Source organism: Paenibacillus tianmuensis, assembly GCF_900100345.1.
Classification (GTDB): Bacteria; Bacillota; Bacilli; order Paenibacillales; family NBRC-103111; genus Paenibacillus_G; species Paenibacillus_G tianmuensis.
Map to the genome: position 1 here is coordinate 77,708 of NZ_FMTT01000021.1, position 13,584 is coordinate 91,291.

Annotated in this window: 14 protein-coding genes and 1 other RNA gene; all 15 read left to right on the forward strand. The window is 53.2% G+C overall.

The window, feature by feature from the left end:
• Positions 1 to 134: 134 nt before the first annotated feature.
• The 15 genes from BLO51_RS15220 to BLO51_RS15290 all read left to right on the forward strand — a co-directional run bounded on the left by BLO51_RS15220 (position 135) and on the right by BLO51_RS15290 (position 13,377).
• On the forward strand, positions 135 to 1,736 hold the full coding sequence (locus BLO51_RS15220; protein ID WP_090673205.1) for a CTP synthase: 1,602 nt from the start codon (positions 135 to 137) through the stop codon (positions 1,734 to 1,736).
• Between the two features lie 236 nt (positions 1,737 to 1,972).
• Positions 1,973 to 2,365 (forward strand): response regulator, encoded by a 393-nt coding sequence (locus tag BLO51_RS15225; protein ID WP_090673207.1) that lies wholly within the window; start codon positions 1,973 to 1,975, stop codon positions 2,363 to 2,365.
• 177 nt (positions 2,366 to 2,542) lie between these two features.
• Positions 2,543 to 3,397: a class II fructose-1,6-bisphosphate aldolase gene (gene fba, locus BLO51_RS15230; protein ID WP_090673209.1), complete on the forward strand. Its 855-nt coding sequence runs from the start codon at positions 2,543 to 2,545 to the stop codon at positions 3,395 to 3,397.
• A 139-nt stretch (positions 3,398 to 3,536) separates the two neighbouring features.
• Positions 3,537 to 4,790 carry a UDP-N-acetylglucosamine 1-carboxyvinyltransferase gene (locus tag BLO51_RS15235; RefSeq protein WP_090673211.1) on the forward strand — a complete coding sequence of 418 codons (1,254 nt, stop codon included), beginning with the start codon at positions 3,537 to 3,539 and terminating at the stop codon, positions 4,788 to 4,790.
• An 88-nt stretch (positions 4,791 to 4,878) separates the two neighbouring features.
• Positions 4,879 to 6,186: a transcription termination factor Rho gene (gene rho / locus BLO51_RS15240; protein ID WP_090673212.1), complete on the forward strand. Its 1,308-nt coding sequence runs from the start codon at positions 4,879 to 4,881 to the stop codon at positions 6,184 to 6,186.
• Between the two features lie 12 nt (positions 6,187 to 6,198).
• On the forward strand, positions 6,199 to 7,476 hold the full coding sequence (locus BLO51_RS15245; protein WP_090673215.1) for a radical SAM family protein: 1,278 nt from the start codon (positions 6,199 to 6,201) through the stop codon (positions 7,474 to 7,476).
• Positions 7,477 to 7,559: 83 nt separating this feature from the next.
• Positions 7,560 to 7,757, forward strand: coding sequence for a 50S ribosomal protein L31 (gene rpmE / locus BLO51_RS15250; RefSeq protein WP_010500323.1), 198 nt, complete (start codon positions 7,560 to 7,562; stop codon positions 7,755 to 7,757).
• An 88-nt stretch (positions 7,758 to 7,845) separates the two neighbouring features.
• Complete coding sequence (locus BLO51_RS15255; RefSeq protein WP_090673217.1) at positions 7,846 to 8,232, forward strand: hypothetical protein; 387 nt, start codon at positions 7,846 to 7,848, stop codon at positions 8,230 to 8,232.
• 47 nt (positions 8,233 to 8,279) lie between these two features.
• Positions 8,280 to 8,543: signal recognition particle sRNA large type (ffs, locus tag BLO51_RS15260), an RNA gene on the forward strand.
• 196 nt (positions 8,544 to 8,739) lie between these two features.
• A complete protein-coding gene (locus BLO51_RS15265) occupies positions 8,740 to 9,801 on the forward strand; it encodes an ATP-binding protein (protein WP_090673219.1) in 1,062 nt (353 codons plus the stop codon).
• A 71-nt stretch (positions 9,802 to 9,872) separates the two neighbouring features.
• A complete protein-coding gene (gene dnaX / locus BLO51_RS15270) occupies positions 9,873 to 11,606 on the forward strand; it encodes a DNA polymerase III subunit gamma/tau (RefSeq protein WP_090673221.1) in 1,734 nt (577 codons plus the stop codon).
• A gap of 21 nt (positions 11,607 to 11,627) precedes the next feature.
• Positions 11,628 to 11,939 (forward strand): YbaB/EbfC family nucleoid-associated protein, encoded by a 312-nt coding sequence (locus BLO51_RS15275; RefSeq protein WP_090673223.1) that lies wholly within the window; start codon positions 11,628 to 11,630, stop codon positions 11,937 to 11,939.
• Between the two features lie 68 nt (positions 11,940 to 12,007).
• On the forward strand, positions 12,008 to 12,604 hold the full coding sequence (recR, locus tag BLO51_RS15280; RefSeq protein WP_090673225.1) for a recombination mediator RecR: 597 nt from the start codon (positions 12,008 to 12,010) through the stop codon (positions 12,602 to 12,604).
• A gap of 216 nt (positions 12,605 to 12,820) precedes the next feature.
• Positions 12,821 to 13,108: a DUF2508 family protein gene (locus BLO51_RS15285; RefSeq protein WP_090673227.1), complete on the forward strand. Its 288-nt coding sequence runs from the start codon at positions 12,821 to 12,823 to the stop codon at positions 13,106 to 13,108.
• Positions 13,105 to 13,377 (forward strand): pro-sigmaK processing inhibitor BofA family protein, encoded by a 273-nt coding sequence (locus BLO51_RS15290; protein ID WP_090673229.1) that lies wholly within the window; start codon positions 13,105 to 13,107, stop codon positions 13,375 to 13,377. Before BLO51_RS15285 ends, BLO51_RS15290 begins: the two co-directional genes overlap by 4 nt.
• The last annotated feature ends 207 nt before the right edge of the window (positions 13,378 to 13,584 follow it).

The window sequence follows — 13,584 nt, forward strand, 5'->3', positions numbered from 1 at the left end:
TGGCAAAATTTTATAAGTTTTCGTAACTTATCGCTTCGTATCAACCTTGATAAACGTGCTTATCCTTTTAAGATAAGGACGTCGGAGCCTTTTATCTTGGATCGGGACGGAAAAACTTTTGGGAGGTATTACAGATGACAAAGTACATTTTCGTGACCGGAGGCGTCGTTTCCTCCTTAGGCAAAGGCATCACGGCCGCATCGCTCGGAAGATTGCTCAAAAACCGCGGACTGAAGGTCACGATCCAGAAGTTCGATCCTTACATTAACGTGGACCCGGGAACGATGAGCCCTTACCAGCACGGGGAAGTGTTCGTCACCGACGACGGCGCGGAAACGGATCTTGACCTCGGACACTACGAACGTTTTATCGACATCAACCTGTCGAAAAACAGCAATGTCACCACGGGGAAAGTGTATTCCTCCGTTATTGCCAAAGAGCGCCGCGGCGAATATTTGGGCGGGACCGTTCAGGTCATCCCGCACATTACGAACGAAATCAAGGAGCGGGTATTCCGTGCCGGACGCGAAGCGCATTCGGACGTCGTCATTACCGAGATCGGCGGCACGGTAGGCGATATCGAGAGCTTGCCTTTCCTTGAAGCGATTCGTCAGATCAAGAGCGACATCGGCCGTGAAAACGTCATGTATATTCACGTCACGCTCATTCCTTATTTGAAAGCGGCCGGCGAAGTGAAAACGAAGCCGACCCAACACAGCGTCAAAGAACTGCGGAGCATCGGCATCCAGCCGCATGTGATCGTCTGCCGGACGGAGCATCCGCTGACTGAGGATATGAAGCGCAAGCTGGGGCAGTTCTGCGATGTCGATCCGGGTGCCGTTATCGAGTGCCTCGACGCCGAGACTCTATACGAAGTGCCGTTGATGCTGCGCGAGCAAGGGCTTGACGACATTGTCGTCAACCACCTGAAGCTGTCCACGAACGAGCCGGACATGACGGAGTGGGAAAACCTTGTGGGCCGGGTGAAGTCGCTTAAAACGACGACCGAAATTGCCATTGTCGGCAAATACGTCGCTTTGCACGACGCTTATCTCAGCATTGTCGAAGCGCTCGGCCACGCCGGAATCGACAGCAATACCGAAGTTAAGATCCGCTGGGTCAATGCGGAGGAAGTATCCGACCATAACGCGGACGAGCTGCTTTCCGGCGTTCAAGGCATTCTGGTGCCGGGCGGCTTCGGCGACCGCGGCATCGAAGGCAAGGTGACGGCGATCCGTTACGCGCGCGAGAACAAAATCCCGTTCTTCGGCATTTGTCTCGGTATGCAGGTGGCCGTTGTCGAATACGCCCGCTCGGTGGTAGGACTCGAAGGCGCGAACAGCTCGGAAATTCATCCGACGACGCCTTATCCGGTCATCGACCTGCTTCCGGAGCAGAAGGATATCGAAGACCTTGGCGGAACGATGCGCCTTGGCCTGTATCCTTGCAAGCTCAAGGAAGGGTCGCTCGCGATGCGCTGCTACGACGACGAGCTCGTTTATGAGCGCCATCGCCACCGGTACGAGTTCAACAACGAGTACCGCGACCGCATCGAAGCGGCCGGCTTGCAGATTTCCGGCACAAGCCCGGACGGCCGTTTGGTCGAGATTATCGAATGCCCGGATCATCCGTGGTTCCTGGCCGTGCAATTCCATCCGGAATTCACTTCGAGACCGAACCGTCCGCAGCCGCTGTTCAAGCATTTCGTACAGGCGGCACACCATCATTCCAAATAAATCGCTGTGCGCAGCGATCCAGGCAGGAGACGTATCCGGCATGAACCGGACGCGCCTCCTGTTTTTTTTGCACCCCAAGAAGCGAACGGTTTGTGCAAGTCTGCTTAATTTGTAAAAGTTTTCAACTTTTTTTGGCGATACGGCAGGAATCACGGGGACGACAGCGAATACTGTTATTGCGGGCATAACAGAACGGAATTTTTAACCTCAGGGAAACGGAATAGGAGGATACCTCGATGAAAAAGAAGCTGCTCATAGTTGACGATCAAAACGGCATCCGCATCCTGTTGATGGAAGTTTTCAGCAGCGAAGGCTACGAAACCTATCAGGCTTCCAACGGAAAACTCGCACTCGAGATTGTAAGTAACGTATCGCCCGATCTGGTTTTACTCGATATGAAGATACCGGGCATGGACGGTCTCGATATCCTCAAGCACATTAAAAGCATCGACGCGTCGATCAAAGTCATCATGATGACGGCATACGGCGAGCTGGACATGATCAAGGAAGCGACCGATCTGGGCGCGATCATGCACTTCACGAAGCCGTTCGACATTGACGAACTGCGCCAAGCCGTCAACCAGCAGTTGCGAACTCCTAACAATAACTCTTACGCCGTAGGATCCTGATGAGGGTCCTCTTTTTTTTGATCGTTTCCCGGAGCTTATCGTCTTCGGCAGAGTGTGCGATAGATTATTAACGTTTGTCGCGATCTATGATATAATGGGCCAGTATGACAAAAGAGTACAGTACAAGGTACAAGCACTCTGGCACGGTCATTAACGACACAGGAGGAGAGAACCACCATGCCACTCGTTTCAATGAACGAATTTTTGCCTAAAGCAAAAGCGAACAAGTTCGCCGTAGGTCAGTTCAATATGAATAACTTGGAATTTGCTCAAGCGATTACGGAAGCGGCGGAAGAATTGAAATCCCCGTTTATTTTTGGTGTATCCGAAGGCGCGCTGAAGTATATGGGCATCGAATTTACGGTAGCCATCGCGGAAGCGGCCGCTAAGAAATCCGGTCTTCCGATCGCCTTGCATCTCGACCACGGCAGCAGCTTCGAAGTCGCGATGAAATGTATCCGCGCAGGCTTCAGCTCCGTCATGTTCGACGGTTCCCATTATTCCTTTGAAGAAAATATCCGTCTGACGAAAGAGGTCGTAAAGACTGCGCATGCGATGGGCGTATCCGTCGAAGGCGAGCTTGGAACGATCGGCGGCGTAGAAGACGACATTAGCGTAGATGAGTCCGATGCCAACCTGGCGAAGCCGGAAGAAGCGATCCGTTTCTACGGAGAGACAGGCGTCGACTGCCTGGCCATTGCCGTAGGTACGGCACACGGTATGTATGCCGGCGAACCGAACATCCATTTCGATATTATCGAGAAGGTGTCTAAAGCGATTCCGGTACCGGTCGTATTGCACGGCGGCTCCGGCGTACCGGACGAAATGATCCGCAAGTCCATTGAAGCTGGCGTAGGCAAAATCAACGTGAACACCGAGAATCAAGTGGTTTGTACGCAAATGATCCGCGAAGTTCTTAATAAAGACGCGAAAGTGTACGATCCTCGCAAATACCTCACTCCTGCCCGCAAAGCCATGGTTGAAGTGGTGAAATCCAAAATTCAGCTGTTCGGAAGCGCCAACCAAGCTTAATCGACCACAGCAGGAAATACACCGGATTTCGGTGTATTTCCTCTCTTCTTTTGTAAACGTAGGCACGGAACCCAACTTAGACGAGTTTGCACCTGATTGGTAATGCGTTAAAGCAGTGAAGTGGGAGGAAGAACAACGAATGGAGAAATTGATGATCGCCGGTGGGCGCCCGCTGCGGGGAACGGTTCAAATCAGCGGGGCCAAGAATAGCGCGATTGCGCTTATTCCGGCCGCCATTTTATCGGAAACGGCTGTTACGCTCGATAATTTGCCTGTGCTTAGCGACGTGGCGATTTATACCGAGCTGCTTCAGGAACTCGGCGCATCGGTAGAATGGAGCAAGGATCAGATGATGATCGATCCGAGCCGACTGTTATCCCGGCCGATGCCTAACGGGAACGTGAAGAAGCTTAGAGCTTCCTATTATTTGATGGGGGCCCTGCTCGGGCGTTTCGGCGAGGCGACGATAGGTTTGCCTGGCGGCTGCAATTTCGAACCGCGGCCGATCGATCAGCATATCAAAGGTTTTGAGGCACTGGGGGCACGAATAACGAACGAAAACGGCGCCCTGCACATCCAAGCGAAAGAATTGCGCGGAGCCAAAATTTATCTGGACGTCGTCAGCGTAGGGGCGACGATCAACATCATGCTTGCGGCCTCGCGGGCCAAAGGCGTCACGACCATTGAAAATGCGGCAAAAGAGCCTGAAATTATAGATGTAGCTACACTTTTGAACTCCATGGGCGCCAAAATCAAAGGCGCAGGAACCGAAACGATCCGGATCGAGGGCGTCGATGCGCTGCACGGCTGCCGTCATTCGATCATTCCGGACCGCATTCAAGCAGGTACTTACATGATTGCCGCAGCGGCGACGCGCGGTGACGTCATTGTCGATAATGTCATCCCGAAGCATATGGAAGCCTTGACTGCCAAATTGCAGGAAATGGGCGTACATATTTACGAAATGGACGAGTCGATCCGTGTAGTCGGACAGCCGGAATACGAAAGCGTGGACGTGAAAGCGCTCGTATATCCTGGATTTGCGACCGACCTGCAGTCCCCGATGAGCAGTCTGCTTACGCAGACCCGCGGAGTCAGCATTTTGAGCGACTACGTGTACAGCAACAGGTTCAAGCATGTCCCGGAGCTCATGCGTATGGGGGCGAAGATCAAAGTCGAAGGCCGTTCCGCCGTCATCGAGGGCAGTCCGCTTAGCGCGGCCAAAGTCAAGGCGACCGATCTTCGTGCGGGCGCATCGCTGGTTATCGCCGGACTGACGATCGAGGGTGGTGTTACGGAAATTTCCGGCGTTGAATATATCGACAGAGGTTACGATCATCTGGTAACCAATCTGTCGAATTTAGGAGCGGAAGTTTGGCGGCAGAACGACTAAGAACGGTATAGATTGCTCCGAAATTGGGTAAGGCTAGAGTATATTTTGCGCTGACTTGAAAATTTAATAGTTTGGTGGTTGAAAATTTATGGATATGCATCTCGCTCAGCTTGAAGCGCTTAAGCTCACAGAGCTTTACAAGCTGGCTAAAAAACATCAAATCCCGTACTACGGCCAAATGAAGAAAAAAGAACTCATCTTTGCCATTCTACGCGCACAGGCCGAACAAAGCGGCTTGATGTTCATGGAGGGCGTGCTCGACGTCCTGCAGGAGGGCTTCGGCTTTCTGCGGCCGATCAACTATTTGCCGAGTTCGGAGGACATCTACATCTCCGCTTCGCAGATTCGCAGATTTGACCTGCGTTCCGGCGACGTCGTATCTGGCAAATGCCGGCCTCCCAAGGAGAACGAACGTTACTTCGGGCTGCTGCACGTGGAAGCCGTCAACGGCGAAGACCCGGATACGGCCTCGGAACGGCTGCATTTCGCAGCGCTTACTCCTCTTTATCCGCAAAGGAAACTGGTTCTGGAAACCTCTCCTACGAAACTATCCACCCGTTTGATGGATCTTCTGGCTCCTGTAGGCTTTGGCCAACGCGGCTTGATCGTAGCCCCGCCGAAAGCGGGAAAAACACTGCTGCTCAAGGAAATCGCCAACAGCATCTCGACCAATCACCCGGATGCCAAGCTGTTCGTTCTTTTGATCGACGAGCGTCCGGAGGAGGTTACCGATATGCAGCGCTCCGTCAACGGGGAAGTGATCGCTTCTACCTTCGACGAGGTGCCGGAAAATCATATCAAGGTCGCGGAGCTTGTACTGGAACGCGCACAGCGGCTTGTGGAGCATAAGAAGGATGTCGTTATTTTGCTGGATAGCATTACGCGTCTGGCGCGGGCTTACAACCTCGTCGTACCGCCGACGGGCCGGACACTATCGGGGGGGATCGATCCCGGGGCCTTCCATCGGCCGAAACGTTTCTTCGGCGCCGCGCGCAATATCGAAGAAGGCGGTAGCCTGACGATTCTCGCGACAGCCTTGATCGAAACCGGCTCGCGGATGGACGAGGTCATCTATGAAGAATTTAAAGGAACCGGGAACCTGGAGCTGCATTTGGACCGCAAGCTGGCGGAACGCCGCATTTTCCCGGCCATCGATATTCGCCGCTCGGGCACGCGCCGCGAAGAGATGCTCCTGACGAAAGAAGAGCTCGACAAGGTATGGGCGATCCGCAAAGGAATGAACGATTCGCACGATTATATCGATGCGTTCCTCAAAAAATTCGCCGAGACGAAAACGAACCAAGAGTTTCTGGACACCCTCGATCCGAACGGCGGCAGCCCGCAATCGGGCGGAAGCGGCGGCACATCCCGTCGGGTCAAGCACTCCGTCTCGTAGAAGGAGGACCATATGAATCTGGTTTATGCGGACCGCGACGGTAACCTGTTCGACCATCCGGATTACACTGGCCTTGGCCGCAGCGGCGAGCTGGTGACGGAAATGATGGAAGGTGAGCTGATTCCGCTGCCCGAAGGAGCCACTCTCGTCAGCTTGCCGGATACGCGGCCAATTGGCGTTCATAAGCGGACGGGCGAAATGCAGGTGGTGCCGGGGAACTTCACGGCGGTCGGAGCCTTGCTTCCGCAGAGCTTTACCCGCCTGCTGCTGCCGGGGTACGTGAAGGCCGATAAATCCAAAGTGCTGCCTCTGTTCGGCTATACGGCGGTCGTCTGGAAAGACGGCGGCTTCTACGTCGCAGCGGAGGCCTGCGACGATCCGGAGCGTTGGAACCCGCGCAACTGCGATCCCGACGAATTGGAGCTCGGAGTAAAGCGAATTCTTGGAGAGTACAAGGATAACCGGTTGTTTCAGCATTTGTCCAATTGTGCCCTTGGATACGAGTGCCTGACGGCTTCCAATACGTTTTTGAACCGCTGGGAAGGGGCTGTTCCGGTCTCGTTCTCCTGCAATGCAGGCTGCTTCGGCTGCATCTCCGAGCAGCCGGAGGACAGCGGATTTCCGGCGCCGCAGACCCGGATGAACTTTAAGCCCTCGACGGACGAAGTCGTGCAGGTCATGCTGGAGCATTTGAAGACGCCTGAGAGCATCATCAGCTTCGGGCAAGGCTGCGAAGGCGAGCCGTCCACCCAAGCCAAGACGATCATCGAAGCGATCCGCGAAGTGCGGCGCCGCACGGATCTGGGCTACATTAACATCAATACGAACGCCGGTTTGACCGATCATATTCGCGGCATCGTAGACGCCGGGCTCGATCTGATGCGCGTCAGTACGATCAGCGCGCTGGACGACCACTACAATGCCTATTACAAGCCGCGCGGCTATACGCTACGCAATGTCGAGAAATCGCTTCGCTACGCTGCCGACAAAGGGGTTGTCACGTCGATCAACTACCTTATTTTCCCCGGGGTCACTGACCGGGAGGAAGAGATCGAAGCGATGATCGAATTCGCCCGCCGGACCGATCTGAAGCTGATCCAGCTGCGCAACCTGAACATCGACCCGGAGAGCTATTTGAGCCTCATTCCTGCGGCCCGGGGGGAACGGTACGGTATGAAGCAGATGCTGGATATTTTCCGGGAGGAGCTGCCGGATGTCGTGCTCGGGTCGTATACGCACATTCCGGACGAGCTGGCGGAGCGGCGTAAGAAACAGTTGCAGCATGACTAACAGACGTGCTATAATCGCTCATGTGTGTTTAAATGATAACTCTGATTCACATGGTGTTTCAGGGCAAAAGAGGTGAAAGGGCAATGAAAACAGCGATTCATCCGACTTATCATCAAACGACGGTTACTTGCGCATGCGGTAACACGTTTGAAACGGGATCCATTAAGCAAAATCTTCGTGTAGAGATTTGCTCCGCTTGCCACCCGTTCTTTACCGGGAAGCAAAAATTTGTGGATGCCGGCGGTCGCGTCGATAAATTCAAAAAGAAATATGGCATGTAATTTGTTGCCAGCAGCATAACGGCATAAGCGCGCCTCCTGTGGCTATCCTAAGATCATCCGATCTTAGAGCTGCAGGAGGTGTTTTCATTTGTTAAGATCGCTTGCCGTTCTGCTGAGCGCAGTTTTGGCGTTGTCCGGGCTTGCGGCGTGTCAGCAGAAGTACAGCAAAAATTCCGCGACGCATACCCGGGACGGAGTGCTCGGGATTACCGAGACGAACCCGAATATGCCGCTCAGCGCCAGCTACCGCACGTATCCCGATGATCTGCGCGTCATGCAGAATGCGATTAGCCAGCGGTTTCCGAACGTCAGCATCGCGAGCATCAGCTTGAACGGGCCGACCGCTTACGTTCGTTTGAATGCTCCAGTCCATACCCCGCCGGAAGAAATCGAACGGATTCGGCATGGAGCTGCCGAAGCTTTAGCCGCCGCCGCGCCGAGATACAATGCTAACGTTACCGTTACTGCTAAATAACCCCTTGAGGTTGCTATTTGGACACGAATCGACTATACTTATGTATGCCGTGCTAGACGGGGAGGTAGCGGTGCCCTGTAACCCGCAATCCGCTGTAGCGGGGTCGAACGCCTATTCGCGGTATTGCGATGTAAGGTTTGGGTTTTAAAGTTGGTGTTGAGAGTCGGGTCCTCCGCAATGGATGCTTGTGAATCTGGTCAGGTCCGGAAGGAAGCAGCCATAAGCAGGAAGTTTCATGTGCCGGAGGGTGGCCTAACTTGAGCTGGCGATAAAAATTCCGCTTGGATCGTAATATCAAGGTAGGTGCGCGGTTTCCTTCATAATCAAAAACATAACACCAAGATCAAAAGCTGTAAAAGCTTGTCGAACTTGGTGTTTTTTTGTATTTGCAAGAAGGAAAATGAAAAAATTAGGAGAATTGTATACTAAAGTTAACCATGCTAAGTAAACCATAATCATACACCCATTGCGCTCGGCTATCCGCTGATAAATGGGGGGAGGAAGACAATGCGGCACGAACTAACCTTGCTTCAACGCTTTGCCGGCATATTCCTTAGGGACGTCAATCTGGGAGTGATGCTGATCAATACCGAATTTGAGTTGATCGATATCAGCGACATGGCTTGCCGCGTATTGGGGTTAGAAAGAGAAAAGGTACTCCATCAAGCGCTGGATTCCATCTTTGCAGATTTGCCTGCCGAGCACTGGCTGGTGCAACGGAGTATATTGCACGGGATGGTCGTACGCAATCGGGCCTTGTCTTGGACCAATAACCAGGAACGATACGAGCTGCTGGTCGATTCCAGTGTACTTCGGGATGAAGACGAACGGATCGTCGGAGCTTATATTATTTTCAAGGACGTCACCAACCTGCGTTCCCTGGAGGAACAGGTACAGCGCAGCGACCGTCTGGCGATGATCGGCCAGATCGCCGCAGGCACGGCCCACGAAATCCGCAACCCGCTCACGTCGATCAAGGGCTTTTTGCAAGTACTGCGCAAAACGTTTCAGGAGCAGGGCATGGAACGCGAGGACGGGTATACCGTGGTCATGCTCAAAGAAATCAATCGGATCAACGAACTGGTCAACGAATTTTTGCTGCTTGGCAAGCCGAAGCATGTTACATACGGTGAAGTGGACATCTCCGAAGTGCTGCGGGACATTTTGCCTATTATCAATAACGAAGCGATCCTGCATCGGGTCGTCGTTCAATATGAGTCGCTCTATGGATTGCCGCATGTGGTCGCGGACCGTGAGATGCTGAAGCAGGTGTTTCTCAATATCGGCAAAAATGGAATCGAAGCGATGGGCGAAGGGGGTATTTTGACGATAAGCGAGAAGATCGATGTAGAGGAACGCTTGGTCAATATCGAGATTCATGATACCGGTCTGGGTATCCCCGCCTATGTGATCGATAAAATTTTCGATCCGTTCTTTACGACCAAAGCGGAAGGAACGGGACTGGGCCTGTCGGTCTGTCAGCGGATCATTCACGATATCGGAGGGCACATCCGGGTATCGTCCAAAGGGTACGGCACGACGTTTACCGTCAGCATTCCGTTTCCTTAAAAGCAGCGCGGCTTCAATCCTCCTTCCAAGTGTAGTATAATAGACGACAAACAATCATTGGAGAGGGCAAGATGGCACATATCGCCTTATATCGAACGTGGCGGCCGCAGTCGTTTCACGATATGGTCGGCCAAAAGCATATTGTCCAAACCTTACAAAACGCGCTTCGCGAAGGGCGGTTCAGCCACGCCTATTTATTCAGCGGTCCCCGTGGAACCGGGAAAACGACCACGGCCAAAATATTGGCCAAAGCCGTCAACTGCTTGAACGGTCCGGGCATTGAGCCTTGCAACGAATGCGATGCGTGTGTGCGCATTACCGAAGGCACGGTCATGGATGTTGTCGAGATCGATGCTGCCTCCAACCGTGGCGTGGATGAAATCCGCGACATCCGGGATAAAGTGAAATATGCGCCGACCGAAGTGCGCCAGAAGGTGTATATCATCGACGAGGTGCATATGCTGACGACGGAGGCGTTCAACGCGCTGCTCAAGACGTTGGAGGAGCCGCCGGCCCATGTCATGTTTATTTTGGCTACGACGGAGCCTCACCGGCTGCCTGCTACGATTATTTCGCGCTGTCAGCGGTTCGATTTTCGCCGTGTGTCGCTTGAGGAGCAGGTGGAGCGGCTGCGTCAAGTGTGCGCCGACGAACGGATCGAGAGCGACGATGACGCGCTGGCGTTCATCGCGCGGCTATCCGATGGGGGTATGCGCGATGCACTCAGCCTGCTCGATCAGATTATCTCATTTTCAGGCGCCCGGGTGACGTATGACGACGTATTGTCGATCACAGGCGGGATGGCTTCGGATCAATTCGAGCGCTTGGTGATGGCGATACAAGATCGGGATGTAGGCGCCGCTTTGCGGTTAATAGATACGTTCATGCAGGAAGGCAAAAGCGCCGACAAGTGCATGGAGAGCCTGATCTATTATTTCCGTGACCTGCTGATGGTCAAAATGGTTCCCGGCTCGCAGGCGCTCACTGAGCGCATTCTCGACGTGAAACGGTTTGCCGAGGTGGCGCAGCGGTTTTCTGCTGATGCGTTGATTGCCATGATCGATACGTTGAATTATTATCAGACGGAGATGAAGTATTCCGTTCAGCCGCAGACCCTGTTGGAAGTGGCGCTCATGAAGCTTTGCAGCCAGGCGGGCGCCTCGTCCGCTCCGGCAGGCGGGTCGCCGACCTGGGAGCGCCAAGACGGGGTAGTCGGGCAGCTGATGAACCGCATTCAGCGCTTGGAGGAACAGCTGGCCCAGCTGCTGAAGCAGGGAGTCGCCCCCGCAGCCTCAGGTCCTGTATCCGGTGCGAGCTCGCGTCCGGTGCCTGCGCCTGCCGTCACCAAGAAGATCGAGAAGCTGGACGCTTACCTGCAGGGCAGGGATGATCCGGCTTTCCGCAACGTCGTTCAGCAGTGGAGCCAGGTGCTTGGGCGGGTGAAAGAGCTCAAAATCACCGTTCATGCGTGGCTTGTGGACGGGGAGCCCGTCTCCGTTCATGACAGCAACGTGCTCGTAGGTTTCAAGAGCGCGATGCACCGGGAGACGACCGAGAAACCGGCCAACAAGCAGCTGATTGAACAGGCGTTAGCCGAAATTTACGGTCAGCCGTATCGTCTCGTGACCATGATGTTGAGGGATTGGCAGGCTGCCGCCGACCAAGCGAAGCCGGGCGACGGACCGAAGGAGGAGCTCCAGCTCATTCCGGAGGTCGAAGGGACGTCTGGCGGCGTGAAGGAAGAATGGATCAGCGAGGCTATTCAATTGTTTGGGGAAGATTTGGTTAAAATTAAAGAAGATTAAGCGACGAGGAGCGTGTCTTTTATGAACAACATGAATCAGATGATGAAGCAAGTGAAAAAAATGCAGGAGCAAATGCTCAAAGCCCAGGAGGATCTCGCGAACCGAACCGTAGAAGGAACGTCCGGTGGCGGCGTCGTCAGCGTAACGGTAAACGGACAAAAGAAAGTTACCGCTGTTGTTATCAAGCCGGAAGCAGTCGATCCGGACGATGTGGAAATGCTGCAGGATCTCGTGCTTAGCGCCATCAACGACGCGATGACCAAAGCTGAAGAAATGGCCGGCAAAGAAATGTCCAAATTAACCGGCGGTATGAATGTTCCGGGATTGTTCTAATCGAAGCCGGATCAAGCCCCAGAACCTACTCTGGGGTTTTTAACTTTAATGCGTGAGGAGCCAATCGCTTGTTTTATCCGGAACCGTTAGCCAAACTGATCGATTCCTTCTCCCGTCTGCCGGGGATCGGACCCAAAACGGCAGGGCGTCTTGCTTTTCATGTGCTGCGCATGAAGGAAGACGATGTCATCGACTTTGCCAAAGCTCTGGTTAATGTCAAACGCAATCTGCACTATTGCTCGGTATGCTGCAATATTACCGATACCGATCCCTGCCGTATTTGTCAGGATAAAAGCCGGGACGCTTCCATCATTTGCGTCGTGCAGGAGCCCAAAGATCTGGTTGCCATGGAGCGGACCAAGGAATTTAACGGTTACTACCATGTTCTCCACGGGGCAATTTCCCCGATGGAAGGCATTGGTCCGGACGAAATCCGGATCGCCGATCTTCTGAAGCGGTTGAGCGACGAACAGGTGCAGGAGCTGATTCTGGCGACGAATCCGAATATCGAAGGCGAAGCGACAGCGATGTATCTATCCAGGCTCGTTCGCCCGTTCGGCCTCAAGGTGACCCGGATTGCACACGGGCTGCCTGTCGGAGGAGATCTGGAGTATGCGGACGAGGTTACTTTGACCAAGGCGCTAGAAGGCAGAAGAGAGCTGTAATTAAATATTGGTTTGATACCACAAGAAGCCGGCTTGCAGTCGTCCATTTGCGTTTACGCACACGGGATCGCTGTAAGCTCTCGAAGCATGATCCGCGCGGTTCGCCGCGTGGATGCTTTTGAGAAGGCTTCTTTTTGGTTCTAACCCGGCTAAGCTCCCTATAGATATTTAAGTAGCAGGACAAACCTGAAGACTTGAATCGGGAGGTTGGCGGGAATGAAGCTTTGGAAATGGGAAATAGGAAACAAGAAAGACCGCTTGCAGCGCGAAGCCGTTGAGCAAGACCGTCTGCTGCTGGTGGAAGAAATCCGTAAAGCCCATACGGAATGGGAAGTAGCGCAGAGACGCTTTGAATACGTCATTGAAAAAGAACAGATCGATTATGCCATCTTTGCCCTCGAAGCGGCGGAGAAACGATTCGAAATGCTGTTGAAGCAAGCCAAAAACCAGAATATCTCGGCTAGAGAAGCATGTGCCGCCCGTTCGATGGAGGTGTCTTCGTGAAATCGTATTTGCTGTGGAGTGTGCTCGTCGGGTCCGGTTTATTGTTAGGATTGGTCATGCTGCGCAATCGGTATGCGTTTCAATGGCTAGGTATGATTTGCCTGCATATTGCATTTGCCTCGATTTTGTTGTATATTCTAAATCTGTTCAGTTCGTACACGCATTTGGAGCTGCCTCTGAACGTAGCGACGGTTGGGACCGTGAGCGTTCTGGGCTTGCCCGGACTTGCTGCTTTGGCGGCGCTGAAATTGTGGGTCATTGGGGTTTAAACCTCGGCTCCAAAAAATAGTCTAAAAAAATGCTTGCAATCTACTGGGCGAATGTGATATATTATAAAAGTCGCCGCTAAACGAGGCGACAATAACCGACAAAGTTGCATAGCCTAACAGCACGGCTTTTGTCGATCGAAATTGCCCTTTGAAAACTGAACATCGAGTGAGTGTCATAAAGAGAATGAAAATTCTCGTCAGTAGTAA

Coding starts and splice junctions, on each gene's coding strand:
- BLO51_RS15220 (WP_090673205.1), top strand. CDS start 135: ATGACAAAGTACATTTTCGTGACCGGAGGCGTCGTTTCCTCCTTAGGC.
- BLO51_RS15225 (WP_090673207.1), top strand. CDS start 1,973: ATGAAAAAGAAGCTGCTCATAGTTGACGATCAAAACGGCATCCGCATC.
- fba (WP_090673209.1), top strand. CDS start 2,543: ATGCCACTCGTTTCAATGAACGAATTTTTGCCTAAAGCAAAAGCGAAC.
- BLO51_RS15235 (WP_090673211.1), top strand. CDS start 3,537: ATGGAGAAATTGATGATCGCCGGTGGGCGCCCGCTGCGGGGAACGGTT.
- rho (WP_090673212.1), top strand. CDS start 4,879: ATGGATATGCATCTCGCTCAGCTTGAAGCGCTTAAGCTCACAGAGCTT.
- BLO51_RS15245 (WP_090673215.1), top strand. CDS start 6,199: ATGAATCTGGTTTATGCGGACCGCGACGGTAACCTGTTCGACCATCCG.
- rpmE (WP_010500323.1), top strand. CDS start 7,560: ATGAAAACAGCGATTCATCCGACTTATCATCAAACGACGGTTACTTGC.
- BLO51_RS15265 (WP_090673219.1), top strand. CDS start 8,740: ATGCGGCACGAACTAACCTTGCTTCAACGCTTTGCCGGCATATTCCTT.
- dnaX (WP_090673221.1), top strand. CDS start 9,873: ATGGCACATATCGCCTTATATCGAACGTGGCGGCCGCAGTCGTTTCAC.
- BLO51_RS15275 (WP_090673223.1), top strand. CDS start 11,628: ATGAACAACATGAATCAGATGATGAAGCAAGTGAAAAAAATGCAGGAG.
- BLO51_RS15285 (WP_090673227.1), top strand. CDS start 12,821: ATGAAGCTTTGGAAATGGGAAATAGGAAACAAGAAAGACCGCTTGCAG.